Consider the following 22,869-nt stretch of genomic DNA (forward strand, 5'->3'; position numbering starts at 1 on the left):
TCCTGCAACCGGGGCCGTTCGATGTTTCACATGAAACGTTTTGGGGTGCGACTCCCCTATGCGTTCTTCTGAACTTTGAAGCGCTGCTTCAGCTGCCCGCAAGCAGCGTCAATATCGTTACCACGGGAGTTACGGATCGTGGTCTCGATGCCACGAGACTCAAGGCGGCGCTGAAGATCCTCAACCTTATGAATTGGAGACGGCTTGAGCGGGCTGCCCTCGATGTCGTTAAGCTGAATCAGGTTAACGTGGCACAGCGTTCCCTCGCAGAAGTCGCAGAGTGCCTGCATCTCGGGATTCGTATCGTTGACGCCTTCGATCATGGCGTACTCATAGGTCGGGCGGCGGCCAGTCTTCTCGGTGTAGAGCTGAAGCGCCTCGTGCAGGCGGAGCAGCGTGTATTTCTTAACACCGGGCATGAGCTTATTGCGCGTCGACTGGATGGCGGAATGCAGAGAAACGGCAAGTGTGAACTGCTCGGGGATATCGGCAAATTTGCGAATACCGGGAATAACGCCGCTGGTAGAGACGGTGAGGTGACGGGCGCCGATACCGATGCCATCGGGGTCGTTGAGGATTCGCAACGCCTTGAGAACCTCGTCGTAGTTGGCAAACGGCTCGCCCTGGCCCATGAAGACAACGCTCGTGGCACGCTCGCCAAAGTCGTTGGATACATGAAGCACCTGGTCGACGATCTCCTGAGCTGTCAGCGAGCGCTTGAGGCCGTTAAGGCCGGTGGCGCAAAAGGCACAGCCCATGCCACAGCCTGCCTGGGTGGAAACGCAGACGGAAAGCTTGTTACGACGGGGCATACCGACAGTCTCGACGGAAATGCCGTCGTGGTACTCGAGCAGATACTTGCGAGAGCCATCTTTGGAAACCTGCTTGGTGAGCTCGGTCGGCGTGTCAAAGGCAAAAGCCTCTTTAAGCTGCTCGCGGAAAGCCTTGGGAAGGTTAGTCATATCATCAAACGAACAAACGTTCTTCTCAAAGACCCATTCGATGAGCTGCTTCGCGCGGAAAGCGGGCTGGCCGAGTTCTGCCACGAGCTCGCGAATATCGTTTTGGCTCAAGTTGCGAATGTCCTGAGATTTAGTCCTGGGATTCATGGAAGCCTTTCGATTTTGGGGAAACGTAGAGGGTATCGCTACAATATGGTATCAGCTGCAGAAATTATAGAGGAGGAGTCTGCCCATGCCGGGTAAAAGCCTAGAGAACATGCACGTAGCGGTCTTGGCGGGCGGTCATTCCGCTGAGCGCGAGATCTCGCTCAATTCGGGAAAGAACGTCGTGGCGGCCCTGAAGGAGGCCGGCTACACTTCGGTGAAGCTGCTCGACACGGCTGCCGATAATTTTATGGTAACCATGGCGAGCGGTGGTTTCGACGTGGCATTTATCGCCATGCACGGCGCCGGCGGTGAGGATGGTGCCATGCAGGGTGCCATGGAGACCCTGGGTATCCCCTACACGGCCTCGGGCGTGCTCGCGAGCGCCTGCGGTGCCGACAAGGAGGTCTCTAAGCTCCTGTACGCCAAGGCGGGCATTCCCATTGCCCCCGGCCTTGCGCTCGAAGTGGGCGATGAAGTCGATATCGATCACATTGTCGAGGTTTGTGGCGAGCGCTGCTTTGTGAAGCCGGCCGTTAACGGCTCCAGCTATGGCATCTCCCTGGTCCACGAGCCCTCCGAGCTGCCCGCGGCCATCGCCAAGGCGTTTGAGTTTGGCGACAAAGTACTGGTCGAGAAGTGCATCGAGGGTACCGAGATCACCGTCGGCGTATACGGCGAGGATGACGTGCGCGCCCTGCCGATTGTCGAGATCCGTAAGCCCGAGGACTGCGAGTTCTACGATCTGGACGTGAAGTATGTCGATCCTACGGACATCCATCGCATTCCGGCACAGATTTCGCCCGAGAACTACGCTCGTGCCCAGGAGCTTGCTTGTGCTGCCCATAGGGCACTCGGCTGCCTGGGTATCTCGCGCAGCGACTTTATCGTGAGCGAGGACGGCCCCGTTATCCTCGAAACCAACACGATTCCCGGCATGACCGATACGTCGCTGTATCCGGATGAGATTCGCCACACCGATGACATGACGTTCCCGCAGGTCTGTGACAGTCTGATTCGCATGGGGCTTCGTCGAGCGGGCGTTGCATGCTAATCGAGGACGCTGTTTCGTCGGGAACGCCGCAGTTTGTCATCGATTCTTATGCCACGCTTGCCGAGCGCGCCAAAACCCAAGCGTTTGGTCTCATCGAAGAAGATGTTATCGTCCTCGATACCGAGACCACGGGTCTTTCGGTGCAGGACAACGAGCTTATCGAGATATCGGCGGCTCGCCTTTCGGGCCGCGAGGTTGTCGATCGCTTCGATACCTTCGTGCATCCCAAGCAGCTGATTCCCGCCGAGATTACCGAGCTCACGAGCATTACAAACGCCGATGTGGCAGATGCCCCGTCGGCCGTTGAGGCTGTCGCCGCTCTCGCCGATTTTGTCGGCGGCTGCCCGGTCATCGCGCATAACGCCACCTTCGACCGTTCGTTTATCGAGTCGGTCAAGGGCGGCGTCAACGTCAGTGACATCTGGATCGATTCGCTGGCACTGTCGCGCATCGCGCTTCCGCGCCTGGCCTCGCATAAGCTGTCTTTCATGGCCGACCTGTTTGGCTGCGACTCGGTGTCGCACCGCGCCAACGCCGATGTCGACGCCTTGTGTGGTGTGTGGCGCGTGTTGCTCGTGGCGCTCACCGACTTGCCTCAGGGCTTGATGGCGCGCCTGGCCGACATGCACCCCGACGTACCCTGGTCCTATCGTCCCATCTTCTCCTTCTTGGCGGGACAGAACCCCGGTTCCATCTTCTCTCTCAGCGCCGCCCGCGCCGACGTGCTCAAGGCCGATCGGGCCGATGATCGCGTTGATGCGGACGAGCTACCGGTCCTTAAGATGCCGAGCCGCGAGGAAATCGAGGCGGACTATGCCCCGGGCGGCCTGGTTAATCGCATGTATACCACGTACGAGCCGCGCGATGAGCAGATCGCGATGGCGCTCGAGGTCCGCGACGCGCTCGTTACGGGAACGCATCGCGTGATTGAGGCGGGGACGGGCGTCGGCAAATCGATGGCCTATCTGGTGCCGTTTGCCGAGGCCGCACGCCGCAACAACATCACGGTAGGTATCGCGACTAAATCGAATAATCTTGCCGACCAGCTCATGTATCACGAGCTGCCCAAACTTGCCGAGCAGCTGGACGGAGGTCTATCGTTTTGCGCCCTCAAGGGCTATGACCGCTATCCGTGCTTGCGCAAGCTTGAGCGCATGAGCCGCGGCCAAGTCGAAATTACGACTAAGCGTGATCCTGCCGACACGCTTACGGCAGTCGCGGTCATCATGGCGTACGTGTGTCAGTCGGCCGATGGCGACCTCGACTCGCTCGGCATTCGCTGGCGCAGCGTCAACCGTCCCGACTTTACGACGGCGTCGCGTGAGTGCGCCCGTCGCCTCTGCCCGTTTTTCCCCGATAAATGCCTAGTTCACGGCGCCCGTCGTCGCGCGGCGCATGCCGATGTGGTGGTCACCAACCATTCCCTGTTGTTCCGCAATGTTGCGGCCGAGGGCAGAATCTTGCCTCCGATTCGTCACTGGGTAATCGATGAGGCCCACTCCATCGAGCGCGAGGCGCGCCGTCAATGGGCGCGCGTGGTGTCGGCGGATGAATCGCGCGTTCTGTTTGAGCGCCTGGGTGGTTCGAGCACCGGTGCGCTGAGTCAGGTTTCCCGCGATTTGGCAACCTCGGAGGGCTCTACGCTCTACCTGGGTCTTACCGCCAAGGCGACGTCGACAGTTGTACGTGCGAGCATGGCGATTGCCGATGTGTTTGACGGCGTTCGCGAGCTTGGCCGCCGTGCCCGCGGGGGCTATGACAATGCGAACCTATGGATTGGCCCCGAGCTGCGCGAATCTGACGACTGGCATGATTTCTTACAGTCGGCCTACACTGCCATCGACGCATTGGAACAAGCTGACAAGAGCGTCGACGCGCTGGTACAAGCCGTTGCCGCCGACAAGCCCGAGGTCGTTGTCGACCTGGGTGATATCTCGCGCCGCCTGCATGAGCTTGCCGAGAACCTCAAACTCATCATTGACGGTACCGACGAACACTACGTGTACTCGTTGCAAGTCAATCGCAGATTGCGCGCCGGCGGCGAGTCGATGACCGCGGAGCGCATCGATATTGGCGAGGCCTTGGCAACCGAGTGGCTGCCCGAGGTTCACACGGCTATCTTTGCATCGGCGACCATGACGGTTTCCAAGAGCTTTGAGCACTTTAACCACGCCGTCGGGCTCGATCGCATCGGTGCCTCGACATCATCGTCGCTGCACTTGGATTCGAGCTACGACTTCGATTCGAATATGGCCGTGGTCGTGGCTGGGGATATTCCCGATCCGCGCGACCGTGAAGGCTATCTTTCGGCGCTCGAGCGCGTGCTGGTCGACGCTCATCTTGCCATGGGCGGCTCGGTGCTCACGCTGTTCACCAACAGGCGTGACATGGAGGAGCTGTACGATCGCGTCGAGCCCAAGATGGCTCGTGCGGGCCTGGAACTCAACTGCCAGCAGCGCAACTCGTCTCCTCGCCGCCTGCGCGATCGCTTTATCAACGAACCGACCTCGTCGCTCTTTGCGCTTAAGGCCTTTTGGGAAGGGTTTGACGCCAGCGGCGAGACGCTGCGCTGCGTCATCATTCCCAAGCTGCCGTTCTCGAGCCCCACAGACCCGCTCTCATGCGAGCGCAATCTGCGCGAAGACCGCGCTTGGGCGCGCTATTCGCTGCCCGAGGCCGTGCTCGAGGTCAAGCAGGCAGCCGGTCGCCTCATTCGCTCATCGACCGATTGCGGCGTACTCATCTTGGCCGACCCGCGCCTGGTGACGAAGGGTTACGGCAAGAAATTCTTAACGTCACTGCCCACGAGTTCCTACCAGCGCATCGAATCGGCACAAATCGGGCACTATCTACAGCTGTGGCGTGCACGCCACGAGCGGCGTCGCTAAAGCGGACAGACGAGTGATTTTGCCATATCGCACAGACGCCCTGACAGGGCGGGGTCATCCAAGATGCGGATGGCCCCGCCCGCTGCGATTACCTGGCTTAACAGCCAGCGCTCGGAGCCGTAGCGTACATTCACTGTTGAGCTGTCCGCCCCATTGGGTTCAATCGACATGATGCCGGGCCAGTCTAGGCGCTCTGCCAAGGCGCGCGGCATGAGAAGCTTCGCGCTCTGCTCCGCCTGGGCGAGGGACTCGTGGAGGGTCGCGGGCTCCGGTGCGTGGCGCACGACGGAGTCGTCGGTCAAGACCAGGCCCTCGATTTTATCCATACGATAGGTACGCTGCTCGTCGACCGCGACATCCCAGGCAATCAGATACGTTTGGTCGCCGTTTGTTGTGATGCGCAAGGGGTCGACCAAACGCTCGCGCGCCTGCGTGTCATCCATCGAGCGATACGAGATGCGGCAGCGAACGCCGTCCCGAATGGCGCAGCTCAGCTGCTGCCAGTGCGATCCGTGGGCGACGGTGCCAAAGACGCGCTGGTTGTATCCGAGCTCTTTGGGAAGAAGGGCGCGCCGTATTCGAGCCGCCGCTTGGGGTTCGATCCCCAATGATTCAAGTTCATGGTTGAGCACAGCGCCCTCGGCGGCACTCAGACGCAGCGGTAGCACGCGCCCCGCATCACCGGTGAGGACCACGCACTCGCCGCGGCGTTCGCAGATAATACGTGCACCCGATTCTCGGTCCGCAAGTGTTGAGACGATCTCGAGAATCTCGTCGAGCGATGCCCCCGTGATATCAAAGCGGCTGCAAAGCTCGTCTCGTGTCATGCCGTTCTCGCCGGCAGCGTAGAGGGCCTCCATGATGTCGATGGCGCGCGAGAGTCTTTGCTCGCTGGTGAGTTTACGCACGGGCATGCTCGTGCACCGTCCTTTCGATGAGGTGATTCCACGCCTGCTTGAGAGAATCGGGGGCGACGGGCCTCATGCCATCCATGGCATGGGCCATGCAAAACGAGGCTGCGGCTTCAAAGTCGCGCACGTCAACGGTCCAGGTCCACTCCGTTTCGGTGCGCATGAGTTCGCCTCGTCCGCGTGTGAGACCGTTGATCATATCGGCCTGCGCTTCACGCGCGAACGAGAACGTAGCCGCAACGGGTGGGCGGTCGGCAAAATCGAACTCAAAGAATAAGTAATCGTTGAGGTTGAAATCCGCAGGAATGGCGTAGGCTTTCGAAGGCCTCCAGGCGCGAATGATGCGGTCGCAGCGGAATGTTCTGATATTGCCGGTGGCATTGTCGAGGCCGCAGAAGTATGCCGTACCCTCGCGCTCGAACATGCCGTAGACGCAAACGGTCCGCTCGCGTTGTTCACCGCGTCCGTTTTGGTACAAAAAGCGCAGCGCGCAACGCTCGGCAAAGGCGCTCCATACCGCATCGACGGCGGGAGAGCGGCGGATCGGTGCCTCTCCTATCGTCGACAGGCCGGTGAGGTAGGCAATCTTGGAGCGAATGTCGGCAAGCGGCGCGGCAAAGGCGGATGAGCCTGCCGCGAGTGTCTGGTCGATGGCATCGAGCAGGATGTCGGCGTCGTCTGCGGTGATGAGGCCACCCGCGGCAAACGTGTGCTCGCGGTCGATCGTCCACGCGCTCTCCTCGGTTTCCTGCGCTCCGGCAGCACGAACCTCCCTGATAACGATGCCGCGTTCGAGCAGCTTGTCGCGATCGCGGCGGAACTTGCGCTTGTCTGAGTCGATATTGCCCGAGCCGTATCCCAAATCGGAATCCAGGACGATTTGCTCGGTCGTCAGCGGTTCGGGAGAACTGTTGAGTACAAAGAAAAGGTTGAGGATGCGCTGAGCCGTTTTATCGAAACCGGGCTCGGGCGCCCCCTTTTTAATTGTCGCGGTCGCGTCGCTTGCCGTCATAGAATCCTCGCATGAGAAGGTCGTTTGATGCCATGATTTTAGTCCGATATGGAGATTAGGCTATATCCTTGTCCGCTCGCGGCGTTAAGATGGCCCGAATTCGGTCGTTTACGCTCGCTCGGGGTATACTTTCGACTATATACGGTTCTAATGTGCATGCATTGGGCCTATTTGTCGGATTATGGATGTGGAGCGCACATGGCGAACACCCAGAACTATATTAACCACCTGCTGCAGAACACCGGCATAACGCCGGCGTGCAGTGAAGAAGAGCGCCTGGCTGCCGAGGATATCGCTCAGATTTTCCGCAACCACGGCTTTGACCCCGAGGTGCAGGAATTTAATGCTCCCGCGCCCAGCAGGCTGGCGTTTGCCGTTACCGGTATTCTGGCGTTTGCCGGCGCCCTGCTGATGGGCATCGGCGGCGGTATCGGCTTGGTCGGCACCTTGCTGGCCATTGTCGGTGCCGTGCTCTATGTGCTCGAGCGCACGGGGCATCCCGTGGTTTCGCGCCTGGGGAAGACCGGTGTGAGCCAAAATGTCATCGCCTATCACAAGGCCTCGGGCCCGCTTGCGTCTCCGCGCAACCGCCCGGTCGTCGTGGTGGCGCACTATGATTCTCCCCGCGCCGAGCTCCTTGCTCGCGAGCCCTACGCTCCGTATCGCGCGCTTATCGCCAAGCTCCTGCCTGTCGCCACGATCGCACCCGCGGCTGTCGCCATCCTGCGTATCCTGCCGCTTCCCGGCGTGCTCAAGGTGCTGCTGTGGGTTGTCGCGATTCTGGCCTCCCTTGTGGCACTGGCTAACGCCGCCAATATCATCTCCAACCGTTTTGTGCTTCCCTACACGTCTGGCGCAGTGTGCAACAAGTCCTCTGTTGCCGCCATGCTCGGTGTCATGGACAACGTTGCCCCCTATCAGGACGAAAACGAGTTCCCCGACGACATTCCATTCGATACCTATTTTGGCGAGCAGAAGCGTCGCGCCGAGGAGATGGCGCGCGCGGCGGCCGAGTATGCCGCGGCCCAGCAGCAAAACGACTACGGCAACACCATTGAATATGAGGAGCCTTCCTACGACGAGGACGAGTTTGGCCAGCCGGTGGCGCCTGACGATGTACCCGAGCAGGAAGAGGCTTTTGATGGACAGATCGATGGTTTTGAGGGTGCCTCTGCCGACGAGACGCTGATTGGCGTTATCGCGCCCGAGGCTCAAGACCAGACTGCCCAGGCCGAAGTGTCCACCGAGGAAAAGTCCACCGCCGAGCCGGCGGAGGAGCCCACGGTGGTCGAAGTCGCCGAGCCCAAGCCCGAGCTCTATCGCAATGCCGCCGGCAATATCCGCTTTGGTTCGGATGTCATCCGTGCGCTCGGCATGCTGCCCGAGTCCTGCACGCTCGATTACGAAGAGGGCGAGGAGCCGACGTTTGAGCCGGAGCCTGCTCCCGTTGCACAGGAGCCTGCGCCCGCGGCCAATGCGGCTGCCGCTCCCGCCGAGCCGGTCGCTGCCCCTGTTGCTGCCGCGGAGTCTGACGTAAAGCCCGCGCTCGATTCTGCGGCCGGTCTGGATATTCTGGCGCCTGCCGCTCCGGCACAGGTTGAAGACGAGACCGCCGACGAAGACTATGACGAGTATCCGCAGCGCGTGTCCTATGAGAGTGACACCGATTTCTCGGCCGAGATTCCCTCGACAACGCCCCATGCCGATATCGCTTCCGCGTTCTCCTCGATTGGTGCCAGCGCTTCTAGCTTCTTTAAGGGTGCCTTTGCGAAGGGCAAGAAGTTCGTCGATGACTTTGAGGAAAAGCGCGCCGCTGCCCGCGAGGCCGCCGAGCGGGAGGCCATCGCCCAGCAACAGGCCGCCGAGGCCGAGCGTGAGCGTGCAGCACAGGAGTTCGAGCAGAGCGAGGCCGAGCAGCCGGAGCCTGTCGATGTCGCCGACGCCACGACGTCCTTTGAGGCTCCGCAGCCGACATCCGCTGACGTTGCCGAGGCTACGACGTCCTTTGATGCGCAGCAGCCGGTCGATAGCACCATGTCATTTGATGCCACGATGACGTTTGAGAAGCAGGGCACCGCAATTGCCGAGCCCCTTCCCATCTCAGATGATGCCCAGGACGCCGCCGATGATTCGGTTGTCGACGAGGCCGATTCCGTTGAGGCCGGCGCGCTCGAGCAGGTCGAGGCTCCTGCGATGGAGCAGGAGCCCCCTGCGGTTGACGAGGCTCCCAAGACGGATGAGTCCAGGCCTTATTCTACGCAGATCTTTACCATGCCCGCGCCGAGCGACCCCGGCGCGACGGTGGCCAATGTCGCTCCCACGCAGGACGAGACGGTTGACTCCCTCATGGCGCAGATTTCGTCTCAGGTGCCTCCTCGCCAGCAAATGAATATCCCCGATCCGGCCTCCGCGCCTGCGCCCTCTTCGTCGCCGCTGGCCTCGGTCCCCGATCCGTCGCTGCCTTCGATGCAACAGGCCAGCGTCGCGTCCCGTACGTCGCTGTTCGATCTTCCCGATCCTTCGGCGCAGACAAATGATCCCTTTGCGACGGCGCAGGGCCCCGAGCCCACATCGGCACCGGTCGCGACCCCCATGCCCATCTCCTCGGGCGCACAACCGCTCGAGACCATCTCGGCTCCTGTTTCGACGGACACCAAGCCGCAGAAGCGTGGCCTGGGTGGCTTGTTCGGTCGCAAAAAGAAGAACGAGCAGGACAGCATGAGCGACTGGCTGGGCGTCGAGGACGATTACGATGCCAAGAAGTCTGGCCGCGGCATTGGCTCGTGGGATAACTTTGAGGATGACGACGACGGCTGGAAGGGCGGCGCCACTTCCTCCGATGGTGCTTCTGCCGAGGATATGCTCTCGGCCGTTGCCTCCATGGGTGACGATGAGCTGCTCGGTCACGATATCTGGTTCGTCGCTACGGGCGCGTCCGATTGCGACGGCGCCGGCATGAGGGCGTTTTTGGCCTCGCATCGTGACAAGCTCCGCGGTGTGTTCTTCATCAACCTCGAGTCTATCGGTGCCGGCAGGCTTTCGGTGGTAACGGTCGAGGGCGAGCAGCAGCTGTTTAAGGGCGATCGCCGCATCATGAATCTTGTCAGCAAGGTGTGCAAGTCGTTCCACGTCGATTGCGGTGCGTTCGAGATGCCCTATGCAAAAACCGATGCATCCGCAGCGCTCGAGGCGAGCCGTCGCGCCCTTACGATCGCCGGTGTGGACGGCCCGCGCCTTGCCTGCGCTCGCACCGAGGATGACCTGCCGTACAACGTCAATCCGACCAATATCGCTACGGTGTCCGAGGTCGTGACCGAGGTCATTCGTCGTTCGTAGACAGATCCGCTAAGGAGTCAGCGTGTTTTCGTACATCAAGCGCCATTGGCCCATCTATCTGATCTTGACCCTGATCGCAATCGCATTGGGCTTTGGGGCCGCGTATGTCGTTGGCGTTAAGGGCTCGACGCCCGAGACAACAATGAACGAAGAGGTGGAGCAAGAGCAAAGTTTGGGTGCCGACGGTATTTCCGAGTCCGATCAGGCAGCCATCGATGGCGGTTCGTCATCTGCTGAATAGCCGATTCATCGTTTATGCGTAAAGCGGACGAGCCGGGAGACTGGCTCGCCCGCTTTTTCATCGTGCTAGCGCTTCCTTGTGGCTGATCTAAGGCGAGCGAACCATATGACTGCAGTGCCTGAGGTCAGGAGCGCGGTGATACATGCGGCGATGGGAACAGATCCCGTTGTCGGCAGGTTCTGAGGCAGGACACATCGTTGGATGACGCGGTCCTCATCATGCGCCTCGAGTTTATCGCCACCGCCGTTGCGGCAAAGATCGACGCGTGCACTGTTGGCAAGTGCGGTTTGGGGCGTATAGGATGACGTTGCCTGCATATGCACGATTGCGCCTCGGGCATCCGAGTTAAGGGCCGCCTTGGCATCGTCAAGATCGTCGTGTTCGTCTTTAAGGTCATCCCGGGTCCAAGAGCCCGCCTCGGTTCTGGTCGTAAAGTCGGCGGCTACCGCACCGTATTCAAAACGGATGCCCGTGATGACGGCGTCGTCTGTAAGATCGATATCTTTCGTATCGAGCGTGACGGACTCTGCCGTCGGGATATCCGCTTTCCATAGGTGCCACCCGTCGTAATCGACGAGACGCACATCGTCGCCCAGCAGCTTTGTAACCTCTTCCGTTTCGAGCCAAGGATTGCTGTGCCCGTCGTCAAGCGTTGCATTGACCTGCTTTTCCGTATCGCTTGTTCCTGCCGGTGACGTTCGATACCACACGTTGCACAGCCCGTTTAGATCACCGACCGCAATAGGGGGTTCAACGGCAACAAGTTTCGCTGCGCCATCTTTGGCGCACTCAAGGTCGTCGGTGATGGTCAACTCGTCGACCCAGGTGCTCGACTCATTTTTGGCGTCGATGGTATAGGAGAAGGCGCCTTGCGTATTGGCCCGTGCTTTGGCTCGGTTTTTTCCGTCGCCGTTGGCAACGAGTTTGCTTGTGACTGGCTGTGCAATCTCTTGGCGCTTATCGACGCTTCCCCTGATCTCGATGGGGGTATCCTTCATGGCTATGGTTTGAACTTCTCCCGTGGCCTTTACTTCAAACGTTATCTCTTCGGCAAGGTCGTAGGTACGCGGAGACATCGTTTCGCGCAGGGTGTAGGTGCCGGGTGAAAGGTGCTCAATGTGATGCGGTTTGCCGGATGAAGTCCAAGAATCGATTTCGTTGCCATTGGAGTCGCAGAGGACAAGCTCGGCGCCTGTCACTTTCTGGCCTCCGCATGCGTCGACTTTGGAGACATCGATCTTGGTGTAGTCGTTGGAAACGTCAAGGTGCATTTCGATCACGGGCGTTTGCTGGTCAGCGTACGACAACTTCACAGTATGTGGGGTTGGGTTGAGCAGATAGCCTTCGGGCGCTTGTGTCTCGACGACCTCGTAGGTGGCGGTACCGCATCCCAGCGAAAGATGGTCGACTCGCGCATACCCCCGTTCGTCGGTTGTAACGGTGGCGACGGTTTCGCCATCCAGGGCGACGATGCTGTCGTCGGTTCGCACGATGTCGCCGCTAGCGCGGATGTCAAACGTGGCTCCAGCGAGGGTGCGCCCATCTACAGCATCCGTCTTAATGATTTCGATGCTTCCGGTTGCGACGTCGCCATAGAACGAGGCGACGGCGACCGGTGTCAGATTTCTGTCGGCGGGAATCGTTATCTCCAGGTCTTCTCCGCGCAGATACGGTTCCTTGGCCGATGTCTCGTGCACGTAGTATGTTCCGGGATTAAGTGATTCGGGCAGCGTGACGGCGCCGGTTGTATCGGTTGTGAAGGTATTCATTACATTGTGGGCCGGATACCAACATGTTTGCGAGACGGGCTCGTGGTGGCTATCGAGCAGCTGGAACGTAAAGCCGGCAAGTGGTACGGTGCCGCCGGTCTGGGCATCGCGCTTTACGATTTGAAGGTGTGTCGATAGGGTGTGGTTGTCAATGATGTACTGAAGCTCGGCGCCGTCTGCGGTCTGCTCTGCTGTGATGGTCCATTCCCCTGCTTGCTTAAAACCTTCAGGGACCGTTTCTGCAACCTCGCGAACGGTGTAGCCCGCGCGGTCGTAGGGAATGGCACCGTGAGCGCTGGCGGGTCGCTTGCCTGCGCCAAACCATGCTTCGGGCTGGTCTTTGGTGGAGGCAAAGCCGTAAACGTTTGTGGTTAACGTGCCGACGACTTGTTGGGAGCTATTGCTGACAACTTCAAAGACGACGCCTCCCGCCGGCTGCTCAAGGCCGGACTCATCGTTATCGCCATTGTCCTTAAACTTCGAGATTTCGAGGTCAAAGGCGATGGGGGTGTTAGGAATACGGCTTTCGAGCTCAACGATGTCCGTATCTCCGAGTTGCTCGGCACCGACGGTGTAGCTCCAACAGTCGTTTGAAATCAGGTAGCCCTCGGGTGCTTTCGATTCATGGATGGTAAAGGTGCCCAGAGGAACGTCATTGAGGATCGCCCGTCCGTTTTCGTCGGTCGTAAGGGTGCGAGTCCAGCCGGGAGTTGATTGCGAGACGCAGGTGAATTCAGCGCCCGCAAGCGACGCCCCAACTTGGGCGCCGGCATCCGTGGCAGCATCAATTTTTGCAATACGCAAGGTGATGGTGCCGGGCTGCTCGTTGACGGTGACATGTTCGCCGCTGTTTTGTGTGGTGAAGGCTATTCGGTCGCTTCGAGGGATATAGCCTGCCGGGGCTTTGGTTTCGACCAGGTAATATGCCGTATTGGGCAAAAGTGTTGCTTGTGCACGCCCGTTTTCGTCCATCTGGATAGTGCCGACACGTGCATCGCCCGCACTTTCAAAGATATCGAAGGTTGCACCACCGAGTCTGTAGGTGTCGTTACCGGCGGTGATGTCAGCCTGGGACGATTGTTTTTGGAAAGATACGGAGACAGCGGGCAGAACATAGAGCATGTCCTGGTGTCGACCCTCGCCCGAGACCGGGCCATGATAACGCCTGGCTCGATGTGGGGCTGCCTTAATGGATCCGGACTTAGCGCTCTCGTAGAGCCAGCGTGCAGCCGCTACGGCCTCGGCGTTTTCGTAAAACCTACCGCTTCTGGCAACTCCCTTGCTATTTATATACGAATAGGTGCCGTCGGGGCGCGTGGTTCCGTTGAGCATCCACACGGCAATCTGGGTGGCGGCACGGGCGAGATCGGGCGACAGATTGTGGCCGCCAAAGGATGTACTGGAGGGGTATCCGTGACAGACGATGGCGGCAAATTCGTCATCGAGCCATGTCCAGCCCTGGTTGTAGGTGCGCCATGGCCCTCCCGGCTTGCTGGGGCCGGGGCAGTCTTGATTCATGCAGTACGAAATCGAAGTGTCCTGTGCCTCGTATTTACCGACACCGAAGGGGCCGCAACCGTCGCTTATGGTGCGGAAATTAAGGGCGTCACTCCCGTCGACGGCGAGTGCGGACCCTGGGGCCAGGCAGCCGATCAGAAAAAAGAGGAGCAGGAGCAGCGGACCTGTTGCGATTGCGCTGTGGACAGAGTGCGTGGGTGCGTTGGACATGGCTGCTCCTTATCCCTCGTGCGCCGCACGGGGAGGCCGCGGCGCTTGGGATGAGGCTACCGCCATGGTTCATGCGGGTAAGTACCAGAAGCTGACCAAAAGCTTGCCCGATTTCTGACAAATCGAGCTTAAATACAACAATCAGATAAAGGCGCAGGTAGAAGATGGAAGAAAAGAAAGACAAAGGTCCTCATCTCCACAAATGGCGCAGTTTTCAAACGATTCTCCACAGCTAAAACAAGCATCGACACCCTTGTATCGAACAAGACAACCGCGTTATACTAGCCAACACACAAGCGGGCATCGCCAAGTGGTAAGGCATCAGCTTCCCAAGCTGACATTCGCGGGTTCGAGTCCCGTTGCCCGCTCCAGTAATTAGCACAAGCACGGCACCATCACGGTGCCGTGCTTTTTTCAATAAAGTGCCGGGACTCGAACCCGCCAGGGTGCGAGCGTTAAATAAACGCGAAGCATTTATAGCGAGCAGGCAAGGTCGCCGATAGGCGACCGCAGCCGGTGCGGATTTGCGAAGCAAATACGCGGATGTCCCGTTGCCCGCTCCGCCGAGCACGGAAGACATGGGGACGGCGGATTCAACAAGGTCCCCCCCGCGGCTTCGTGAATCCGAGGGGATCGCCCGCAGCCGGTGCGGATTTGCGAAGCAAATACGCGGATGTCCCGTTGCCCGCTCCATCGAGCACGGGAGACCTCGGGAGCGTCGGATTCAGCCCATTTTGCCCGCGCATGGGCGTAGGTCCGGGTGTGTCGCCGCAGCCGGTGCGTATTTGCTTCGCAAATACGCAGACGTCCTCATGCCCGCTCTATGCCACAAAATGTTAGGTTAATGCCTGCTGCCCATACTCGCACCTGCGCACGGTACAATGGTTGGGTTACGACCAACGTGCCAATAACCAAAAAGGAGCCGCTATGATCGATCGCTATACCCGCCCGGAGATGGGACACATCTTCTCCCTCGAGAACAAGTACGCCATTTGGCAGGAGATTGAGGTCCTGGCCTGCGAGGCTCAGGCGGAGCTCGGCAAGATCGGTATTTCCAAAGAAGAGGCCCAGTGGATCCGCGATCACGCCAACTTTGAGAAGGCAAAGGTCGATGAGATCGAGGAGGTCACGCGCCACGATGTCATCGCCTTCCTGACCAACATGAAGGAATATATCGACGCCGATGTTCCCGAGGGCGAGCCCAAGCCTAGTCGCTGGGTTCACTACGGTATGACCAGCTCCGACCTGGGTGATACTGCTCTGTGCTATCAGCTTACTCAGGCGTGTGACCTGATTATCGAGGACGTCAAGAAGCTCGGCGTGATCTGCAAGCGCCGCGCCTTCGAGGAGCGCAATACACTCTGCGCCGGCCGCACCCATGGCATCCATGCCGAGCCGATGACCTTCGGCATGAAGTTTGGCTCTTGGGCGTGGGAGCTCAAGCGCGATCTCGATCGTCTTGAGGACGCTCGCAAGAACGTTGCCTTCGGTGCCATCTCCGGTGCCGTCGGCACCTACAGCTCCATCGAGCCGTTCGTCGAGGAGTACGTCTGTGAGCACCTGGGCCTGGTCCACGATCCGCTGTCCACGCAGGTCATCAGCCGCGATCACCATGCCTACCTTGCCGGCGTGCTTGCCACTACAGCGGCCACCTGCGAGCGCATCGCGACCGAGGTCCGCAACCTGCAGAAGACCGATACGCTCGAGGCCGAGGAGCCCTTCCGCAAGGGCCAAAAGGGCAGCTCCGCCATGCCGCACAAGCGCAACCCTATCACCATGGAGAAGGTCTGCGGCCTGTCGCGCGTCGTGAAGTCCAACGCTCAGGTCGCCTTTGACAACGTTGCCCTGTGGCATGAGCGCGACATTTCGCACTCTTCCGCCGAGCGTGTCGCCCAGGCCGATAGCTTCATCGCGCTTGACCATATGTTCCAGTGCCTCATTCGCGTTATCGGCGGCCTACAGCTGTATCCGGCCCGCATGATGGCCAATCTCAACAAGACCCGCGGCCTCATCTTCTCCTCCAAGGTCCTGCTTGCCCTCGTCGACACGGGTATCACCCGCGAGGATGCGTACGCCATTGTGCAGGAGAACGCCATGGCCACCTGGCACGAGGTGCAGGATTGTGTCTCCGGCCCCACCTTTAAGGAGCGTCTCGAGGCCGATCCGCGCTGCACCGTCAGCCAGGAGAAGCTCGACGAGATCTTTGATCCATGGGACTTCCTCACCCGCATCGACACAGTCTTCGATCGCCTGGAGCAGCTCGAGTTCTAATTGACCGATTTGGGACGCAGTCAAACCAATTAGTTTTCTTTTGGTCCCAGTTGATGTATGACTTTCTAGCCCAAGCCCCGTTGGTAACCCGTTTTGCCAACGGGGCTTTTGCGTGAGAGTGTCGGGAATGCTTCACTTCAACAGGCGATTTTATGATGCGGGAGCATCGCTTGCCGATAATTTGACTCTTCCGACAAACACTAGCTTGCCAGTCTCAGTCGGGGGGGGGGGTATCCTTAAGCCAATTTTAATGTGTGGGAGAATGCTGCATTTTTTCACGAGAGATTGGACTTAGGGGAATGAGAAAAGGGCTTTGGAGGATGGCCGCAGGCATCTGTGTTGCTTTAACGGCGGCAACGTTTGGGCTGACGGTGGCCGCCCCGCATGCGGATGCTGTCATGCTGGAGTCGCAGGACGGTTCCATGGGTGCATCGTTTCTCCCATACGATTCGTCTACAGGCGATGTGTGGTCAGAATTTGATGTCGCTGTTGGACAGACGGTGAAAGGAAGGCTTTCCTTTTTTAATAAAAATCACGAATGGGCGCACATTGACCCTAGCGATATCGATATCACATCGTCTGACGAGGATATCGCTAAGGTAAGTTATGAGTCACATAGTTGGGTATTGACAATTAGCCCCACCAAAGTTGGCACAACGACTATAACCCTGAAGAGCAAGACCGACGAGAGTTTAAACGGTTCTCTTAAGATTAAAAGTGTGGCTAAAGTCAATCCAATTAAGGTCAGTTTCGTTTCTTACGACCAATCTGGTGCGACGACAAACACCGCAACGCTGGGTTACACGGATGATTGTCCGCAAAAATGCGGGAACACGCATTATGCATTACTAGAGGGGAGAGTTGACGTTCGTCCCGTGGACGAGAGCCGTGCGGCCACATATTTTGTTATTAAGGAAGACCCCTCAAAGGATTCCAAAGTCCAGGCAAGGGTGAATTCGAATTATTCATCATATGGAACTTCCGAGCTAAGCGCTTCTTTGCAACTCGAGGCGTTGTCGAAAGATGCTAAAGAGGCCAAGGTTCTTGTCGACTATTGCAACGGTGAAGTTGAGACGAAGAAGCTATGTGATGTTGTAACCGAGAATCAGGAGCCCGGATTCAATGAGCGTGGGAACAAAAAGCAAAAGATGCTGGTTGGGGACAGCTATTATCTGACTGCCATTCTCAACGTTTCTCCAAATGAAGTACTGAAGGCATGCCAGCGCGCACATTGGGGTGCGGACTTTGGCGCTGTAACCTATTCTCTGGAAAGCAACGATGTCGTTGAGCTTATCGATGGTGAAAACTCGTTTAAGGCAATAAAGCCTGGCACCGTTAAGGCTCATGCTCGTGATGGCCTTGGCAATGACCATCCCTTTGAGATAAAGGTTGTCGACCCTGCGGAAGTGAGCCTTTCGAAGGCTAAGTTTGTGTCGAGCGATTATACATTTCCCTGTGAGGTCAGTTCAGATAGTATATCCAAAGATTGGCTTTGGCTGGAATGTGACAGGGGGTTTGAATATCCAAAGGGCGTGCTGAGCAAAAGCGCTGAGGAATTGATGGACTCCTATGCCGGCGCAAAGTATTCTTTCACTTCAGATAATCCCGATGTCCTCGAGGTAAAAGGACCGATGTTTAGTGGTGGCAGTTACTTGGGGTATTTAGTGCCTCATAGTTACGGCGATGCAACGGTTTCAATGTACTTGGGTGGTCGTCTCTGCGACACGATGACCGTTCATGTTGTCAAGCCTGGCGAGGAGCCTGCAAAGACTGCGGTTTCCATTGCGGACAGCTACTCAACCTCCATGGATAAAGGCACGACTCAGCAGCTGAAGGCAAAGGTCTCCCCTGATGACAAGGCCAGCCAGGTTGTTTGGTCCTCTTCCAACGAGAGCGTCCTTACCGTCGACGCTAACGGTCTTGTTACCGCTGTCGGTGACGGTGATGCCACGATCACGGCAACGGTTGATGGGGTCTCTGCAACCACGGATACAATTACGGTAACCACTCCGGTCGTAAAGGTCTCGGGCGTCAGCCTCAGCGCGTCGAATCTTAAGCTTGCTGTGGGCGGTGAGCCCTCGACGTTGACCGCAACGGTTGAGCCCAACAATGCAACGAATAAGAATGTGTCCTGGTCTTCGAGCGACCCGGAGGTCGCCACGGTTGCGGACGGCGTCGTGACCCCGGTCAAGGCCGGTGCTGCCACGATCACCGTTACCACTGAGGACGGCGAGTATAGCGCCACGTGCAAGGTGACCGTTATTCAGCCTGCTACGGGCATCACGCTCGATAAGCAGAAGGTCGCGCTTGCGGGCGCTGCAACCGAGCAGCTTAAGGCGGCGGTCGTTCCCGCGGAGGCTAACCAGACAGTTGTTTGGAAGTCCAGCAATGAGAGCGTCGCTACGATCGATCAAACCGGAAAGGTGACGGCTGTCTCCAAGGGCGCCGCAACCATCACCGTTTCGACTGAAGACGGCGTCTATTCTCAGGATTGCGCGGTGACCGTCTCTAATCCCGCAACGAACCTTACGGTCGACCAGACCGCTCTTAACCTTAAGAAGGGCGAAGAGGGCACCGTGAAGATTTCTCTTGTTGGAGCCCTTGCGGGTGAGGTCGACGAGACCAAGCTTGCTCTGGATGACACGGGCGCTTCGAAGGCGTTTAAGGTTGTCGACAACGGCGATGGCTCCTACACCGTTACCGCCCTCAAGACCGGTTCTGGCTCATTTGTCATCACTGCAGAGTCGCTCTCCCAAACCGTCTCGGTGACCGTGACCAACCCCGTCCAGAAAGTCGAGCTCGACAAGACGAGCCTGTCCTTTACCGTCGGTGATGCCTCCGCAAAGCTCTCCGCAACTGTGAGTCCTGCCGATGCAGACGATACGACGGTGAGCTGGACCTCCAGCGACTCGTCGATCGCTACGGTCAAAGACGGCGTCGTGACGCCGCTTAAGGCCGGTACCGCCACGATCACCGTCACCTGTGGTGACAAAACAATGACCTGCACCGTTACTGTAGCGGCGAGGACCATTGCGGGCGTTGCAGGTAGCGACGGAACGGACGTTAGCGTAAGCGCCGAGAACAATGCCGCTGCCGGCATTGCCCAGAACAACAGCATCTCTCTTGTGGTCGAGGAGCCGACAAATCTTACCGACGCCGCCAATGCTACGATTTCCGGCCTTGAGCAGGGGGCTACCAAGGTTGCTGAGAAGCTCGATATCAAGCTTCTCAAGAATGGCGAGGTTATCGAGGACTTCGATGGCATGTCCTTCATCGTTCGTGTCAAGATGACCGCAGCCATGAAGGCGCTCACCAATCTCAAGGTGCTCTACGTTGCCGAGGATGGTTCCACTCAGGCTATGGATACGTGGAACGAGGGCGATTACCTTTGCTTCCGCACGAGCCACTTCTCGACGTACGTGGTGACAGGCGAGGAGGCCAATGGCGAGCCGGTTCAGCCTACGCAGCCCGTGACGCCGTCCCAGCCTAGTCAGCAGACGACGACTAAGGTGACCAAAAAGTCTGTTAAGGCTACTAAGGGCGCGCTCGCCAATACGGGCGACCAGGCCCTTGCGGTTGCCTTTATTGCTACTGTCGCAGGCGTTGCGCTGATCGCTTTCGCTCTTATGCGTAAACGTTTCGAGCGTTAGGGTACCCCGCTCGTCACCCGCATCGACATAGTCTTCGATCGCCTGGAGCAGCTGAGCCTCGAGTAGGGTTAGCCTAATTCGACCGCTTGCGGATGCATTTCAACCTTTGGCGCCTTGCCCGTCTTGGGCGAGGCGCTTTTTTTACTGTCGCATATGCGCCCGGGTAATAAAATGAACCTTATCTGCTGTTTCGATGAAAAGAGCCGTGTGCCCAGACGTATCAAACGAGCCACCATCGTCTCGTTCACGCTCATACTCCTTGTTGCCGTCTGTGCGGGCGCCCTGACGTATACCGTTCGAAGCAGTTCTTCCTCCTCGAATGAAGCCGACAGAGATCTCCCGGTGCTCAAGATTGGCGTTACGGATAATGACCCCTATGTGTATGTCGATACCACAGGCGATTATGCCGGTATCGATATCGATATCGCCCGCGAGGCCTGCAAGCGTGCTGGAATCAAACCGCAATTTGTTGACATATCTTGGAATGATCGCGATCGCCTGCTCAAAAACGGCGATATCGATTGTCTGTGGTGCGACTATTCGCCCAATTATCGCGAAGACGATTATTACTGGACTGAGCCGTATCTGACCGTGACAGTCTCGGTTGCCGCCAAGAAAACGAGTGGTATCAAGGGTTTGGCGTCTCTCGATGGAAGCAAGACCATTGCGGTGATTGCGGGTTCGGTGAGTGAACGCCGATTGCTTGCCGGGGACCTAGGGATCTCGCCGGATGTGCACATCAAATCATATGGCTCTGCCGAACTCTGCAAAGCTGCCCTGGTCAAAGGTTATGTTGACTGTTGGATGGCGGACGTTCAATCGCTCGACCGGCTCGTCGCGCAGTATCCCGGTGTTTATCGCGTGTTTGCCGACAACGTTATGACAGTTGACCTGGGCGTTGCGTTTGAGAACAGCTATGAGGGGGAGTACGTCAAAAACCTCAATACCGTGCTGTTCGACATGGACCGAGATGGCACGATTGAGCGCATTGTGGACAGTTACAAAGGCAGGGGCGACGACAGGTAGGCAAGGAGCGGAATCATGACAAATGATGAGCGCCGCTTGCATCGAAAGCATTTAGTTACCGCGGCTGTCGCCGTTGTGACCAGCATTGTCTTGTTGGGCCTGCTGTATACGGTCGTCACGCATCGCTGCCTCGATAAGACGCTTAGGTTTGGCCGGGAAGCCATGGTGTTTTTACAGGCCGCCTGCGAAAAATATGACCGATATGAGCAGGGAAGAAAAACCGAGGCGACGCACAATTTGGATGCCGCGGTCGAGTCGTTTTCGACGTTCTTGCCGCCTGATCGCGTTGAGGTCAACGATGATCGCGTCGAGGAGTACGTCCATACCGAGCACCTTTCGGGAATGCTGGTCATGGACGCCGACGGCCATATGGCCGCTCATTACGATATCGACGGTCGCGATCCGCTGATGCTGTGGCGAGAGGAGCTGGCCTGTTCGTCGGTCGTATCGATGTATCGAGGCTCCAAGGTGTCCTACTCCACCGTCGTTGAGCGTCGCGATGTCGACTTTGCCGTGAGTGCCGTTCCGTACGGTGATGGCGTAGCGCTGGGGTACCGATCGCTTGCGCCCGAGCCCGCCGATGATTATTCGTACACGATCGCCGACGTGCTCGTGAACAACACATTCCATCAGAGCCCAACGGTGCTCGTGATGCGCGATGCACAAATCGTTTCTTCAAACGATTCGACCGTCGATATAACCCTTGCTCGACTTCTCGTCGATAGTGGAATTGACTGGAAAGACGAAGGACTAACACGTGTCGAATATCGGGGGGGGCTACCTGGTATGCCGTGCGTGCGGCGTATAAGGACTACCGCCTGTTTGCGCTATATCCCAAATCTGAGGTCATGTCTGGCAGGATCACATTTGTCGCTGCTGGCGTCTTGGTGAGCCTTGCGTTTTGGGTCGTGGTGCTGTTGGCTCGAAATATCGTTGACCACCGCAATTTGGTCGAAAAGGATAAACAGCTCGGCATTATCAATGCCATAAGCGCCATCTACGATTCGACCTTCCTTTTGCATCTCGACACCCTCGAGATCGAGGGGATCAATATGTCGCCGGCGATAGCGAAGATATTTGCCGAGCACAGCGAGGCATATGACTTTATGGACACGGTCTGCCGGGATATCGTGAGCCCCGAAAGCCGCGAAGCGGTCGTGGGGCTCGTAGATATAAGTACGCTTCGTGAACGTATGGAGGGCGTACCGTACTTGGCTGCCGAGGTGCGAGATTGTCGAGGCGCTTGGTACTCGCTACAGGTTGTCCCCCAGCATCGCGATGAGCAAGGCCGGCTGGAGTCGGTCGTCGTGGCGACGCATAACATCTCGATGGCAAAGCGCGCCGAAGAGCTTTCTTTTCAGGACAAACTGACGGGGCTTCGCAATAGAAATTACCTTGAGTCCCTTGGCGATGACTCGGTGAACAAATCCCTGCCCGTGAGTGTGATCATGATGGACTGCAACCACCTCAAGCGCACCAACGATCTTTACGGTCACGAAATGGGCGATGAGTTGCTGCGGCGTACGGCGTCTGTATTGAGGCAGGTGGCAGGCGAGAAGTTTGTGCCCATGCGCGTTGGTGGAGATGAGTTTTTGTTGATATGCCCCTACACTGATCGCGAGTCCGCGCGTCAATTGGTGCAAGATCTTCGCCGCGGTCTTGCTGCGGCGAGCGATGATGCGCTGGCCGTCAGCGCGTCATTTGGCATCGCGACGGTAGAGACACCCGGCTGTACGCTAGCCGAGATATACCGCGTTGCCGACCATAACATGTATCAAGAGAAGCGTGAAGTTCACGCTCAGGACGCGAATCGTTAGTATTGCAGTCACCGGTTTGTGCATCGTAGGATGTTGAATCGGTGCCCGCGATACTATATC

General features: G+C 58.1%; 15 protein-coding genes and 1 tRNA gene. 10 read left to right on the plus strand and 6 right to left on the minus strand.

Features of this window, described 5'->3' with window-relative positions:
* Positions 1-56 precede the first annotated feature (56 nt).
* Positions 57-1,109, minus strand: a complete 1,053-nt coding sequence (gene rlmN / locus ACEG18_RS09510; RefSeq protein WP_372542544.1) for a dual-specificity RNA methyltransferase RlmN — start codon at positions 1,107-1,109, stop codon at positions 57-59.
* 85 nt (positions 1,110-1,194) lie between these two features.
* On the opposite strand from rlmN, the gene ACEG18_RS09515 reads away from it, so the two are divergent.
* Both ACEG18_RS09515 and ACEG18_RS09520 read left to right on the plus strand, forming a co-directional pair.
* The gene (locus ACEG18_RS09515) at positions 1,195-2,160 is read left to right on the plus strand and encodes a D-alanine--D-alanine ligase family protein (RefSeq protein ID WP_372542546.1); all 966 of its coding nucleotides are present in this window, start codon (positions 1,195-1,197) and stop codon (positions 2,158-2,160) included.
* The gene (locus ACEG18_RS09520; protein WP_372542548.1) at positions 2,154-5,048 is read left to right on the plus strand and encodes a helicase C-terminal domain-containing protein; all 2,895 of its coding nucleotides are present in this window, start codon (positions 2,154-2,156) and stop codon (positions 5,046-5,048) included. Before ACEG18_RS09515 ends, ACEG18_RS09520 begins: the two co-directional genes overlap by 7 nt.
* Here ACEG18_RS09520 and ACEG18_RS09525 read toward each other — a convergent pair.
* Together ACEG18_RS09525 and ACEG18_RS09530 are read right to left on the minus strand one after the other, a co-directional pair.
* Positions 5,045-5,962, minus strand: coding sequence for a helix-turn-helix transcriptional regulator (locus tag ACEG18_RS09525; protein ID WP_372542550.1), 918 nt, complete (start codon positions 5,960-5,962; stop codon positions 5,045-5,047). The two genes, ACEG18_RS09520 and ACEG18_RS09525, sit on opposite strands and share 4 nt — an antisense overlap.
* Positions 5,949-6,971 carry a helix-turn-helix transcriptional regulator gene (locus ACEG18_RS09530; protein WP_372542552.1) on the minus strand — a complete coding sequence of 341 codons (1,023 nt, stop codon included), beginning with the start codon at positions 6,969-6,971 and terminating at the stop codon, positions 5,949-5,951. The genes ACEG18_RS09525 and ACEG18_RS09530 overlap by 14 nt, the downstream gene beginning before the upstream one ends.
* 198 nt (positions 6,972-7,169) lie before the next feature.
* Between ACEG18_RS09530 and ACEG18_RS09535 the strand changes: the two genes are divergently transcribed.
* Positions 7,170-10,307, plus strand: coding sequence for a hypothetical protein (locus ACEG18_RS09535; protein WP_372542553.1), 3,138 nt, complete (start codon positions 7,170-7,172; stop codon positions 10,305-10,307).
* Between the two features lie 22 nt (positions 10,308-10,329).
* A complete protein-coding gene (locus ACEG18_RS09540) occupies positions 10,330-10,548 on the plus strand; it encodes a hypothetical protein (RefSeq protein WP_117803434.1) in 219 nt (72 codons plus the stop codon).
* A gap of 65 nt (positions 10,549-10,613) precedes the next feature.
* Here the strand turns inward: ACEG18_RS09540 and ACEG18_RS09545 are convergent, their stop codons facing one another.
* On the minus strand, positions 10,614-14,045 hold the full coding sequence (locus tag ACEG18_RS09545; RefSeq protein WP_372542555.1) for a SpaA isopeptide-forming pilin-related protein: 3,432 nt from the start codon (positions 14,043-14,045) through the stop codon (positions 10,614-10,616).
* A 296-nt stretch (positions 14,046-14,341) separates the two neighbouring features.
* Here ACEG18_RS09545 and ACEG18_RS09550 point away from each other — a divergent pair.
* Positions 14,342-14,416, plus strand: a tRNA-Gly gene (locus ACEG18_RS09550).
* A 556-nt stretch (positions 14,417-14,972) separates the two neighbouring features.
* On the plus strand, positions 14,973-16,316 hold the full coding sequence (gene purB, locus ACEG18_RS09555; RefSeq protein WP_372542557.1) for an adenylosuccinate lyase: 1,344 nt from the start codon (positions 14,973-14,975) through the stop codon (positions 16,314-16,316).
* Positions 16,317-17,398: 1,082 nt separating this feature from the next.
* On the opposite strand, the gene ACEG18_RS09560 is transcribed toward purB, so the two are convergent.
* The gene (locus ACEG18_RS09560) at positions 17,399-17,662 is read right to left on the minus strand and encodes a hypothetical protein (protein WP_368137007.1); all 264 of its coding nucleotides are present in this window, start codon (positions 17,660-17,662) and stop codon (positions 17,399-17,401) included.
* 381 nt (positions 17,663-18,043) lie between these two features.
* On the opposite strand from ACEG18_RS09560, the gene ACEG18_RS09565 reads away from it, so the two are divergent.
* Positions 18,044-19,966: an Ig-like domain-containing protein gene (locus ACEG18_RS09565; RefSeq protein WP_372542559.1), complete on the plus strand. Its 1,923-nt coding sequence runs from the start codon at positions 18,044-18,046 to the stop codon at positions 19,964-19,966.
* Between the two features lie 68 nt (positions 19,967-20,034).
* On the opposite strand, the gene ACEG18_RS09570 is transcribed toward ACEG18_RS09565, so the two are convergent.
* Complete coding sequence (locus tag ACEG18_RS09570) at positions 20,035-20,214, minus strand: hypothetical protein (RefSeq protein ID WP_372542561.1); 180 nt, start codon at positions 20,212-20,214, stop codon at positions 20,035-20,037.
* A 94-nt stretch (positions 20,215-20,308) separates the two neighbouring features.
* Between ACEG18_RS09570 and ACEG18_RS09575 the strand changes: the two genes are divergently transcribed.
* Genes ACEG18_RS09575 through ACEG18_RS09585 form a run of 3 tightly spaced genes read left to right on the plus strand, consistent with a single transcriptional unit; the run spans position 20,309 to position 22,809 of the window.
* Entirely contained in the window at positions 20,309-20,992 is a 684-nt protein-coding gene (locus ACEG18_RS09575; protein ID WP_372542562.1) for a substrate-binding periplasmic protein, read from the plus strand.
* Between the two features lie 15 nt (positions 20,993-21,007).
* Positions 21,008-21,883, plus strand: coding sequence for a hypothetical protein (locus ACEG18_RS09580; protein WP_372542564.1), 876 nt, complete (start codon positions 21,008-21,010; stop codon positions 21,881-21,883).
* On the plus strand, positions 21,841-22,809 hold the full coding sequence (locus ACEG18_RS09585) for a GGDEF domain-containing protein (protein WP_372542565.1): 969 nt from the start codon (positions 21,841-21,843) through the stop codon (positions 22,807-22,809). Before ACEG18_RS09580 ends, ACEG18_RS09585 begins: the two co-directional genes overlap by 43 nt.
* Positions 22,810-22,869 lie beyond the last annotated feature (60 nt).

The sequence above is a fragment of the Collinsella aerofaciens genome, from assembly GCF_041537385.1.
Taxonomy (GTDB): domain Bacteria; phylum Actinomycetota; class Coriobacteriia; order Coriobacteriales; family Coriobacteriaceae; genus Collinsella; species Collinsella aerofaciens_BV.

Bases quoted from the DNA above. Each gene is read 5' to 3' on its own strand.
- rlmN (WP_372542544.1), bottom strand. From the start codon at position 1,109: ATGAATCCCAGGACTAAATCTCAGGACATTCGCAACTTGAGCCAAAAC.
- ACEG18_RS09515 (WP_372542546.1), top strand. From the start codon at position 1,195: ATGCCGGGTAAAAGCCTAGAGAACATGCACGTAGCGGTCTTGGCGGGC.
- ACEG18_RS09520 (WP_372542548.1), top strand. From the start codon at position 2,154: ATGCTAATCGAGGACGCTGTTTCGTCGGGAACGCCGCAGTTTGTCATC.
- ACEG18_RS09525 (WP_372542550.1), bottom strand. From the start codon at position 5,962: ATGCCCGTGCGTAAACTCACCAGCGAGCAAAGACTCTCGCGCGCCATC.
- ACEG18_RS09530 (WP_372542552.1), bottom strand. From the start codon at position 6,971: ATGACGGCAAGCGACGCGACCGCGACAATTAAAAAGGGGGCGCCCGAG.
- ACEG18_RS09535 (WP_372542553.1), top strand. From the start codon at position 7,170: ATGGCGAACACCCAGAACTATATTAACCACCTGCTGCAGAACACCGGC.
- ACEG18_RS09545 (WP_372542555.1), bottom strand. From the start codon at position 14,045: ATGTCCAACGCACCCACGCACTCTGTCCACAGCGCAATCGCAACAGGT.
- purB (WP_372542557.1), top strand. From the start codon at position 14,973: ATGATCGATCGCTATACCCGCCCGGAGATGGGACACATCTTCTCCCTC.
- ACEG18_RS09560 (WP_368137007.1), bottom strand. From the start codon at position 17,662: ATGAGCCTTAACGGTGCCAGGCTTTATTGCCTTAAACGAGTTTTCACC.
- ACEG18_RS09565 (WP_372542559.1), top strand. From the start codon at position 18,044: ATGACCGTTCATGTTGTCAAGCCTGGCGAGGAGCCTGCAAAGACTGCG.
- ACEG18_RS09580 (WP_372542564.1), top strand. From the start codon at position 21,008: ATGACAAATGATGAGCGCCGCTTGCATCGAAAGCATTTAGTTACCGCG.
- ACEG18_RS09585 (WP_372542565.1), top strand. From the start codon at position 21,841: ATGTCTGGCAGGATCACATTTGTCGCTGCTGGCGTCTTGGTGAGCCTT.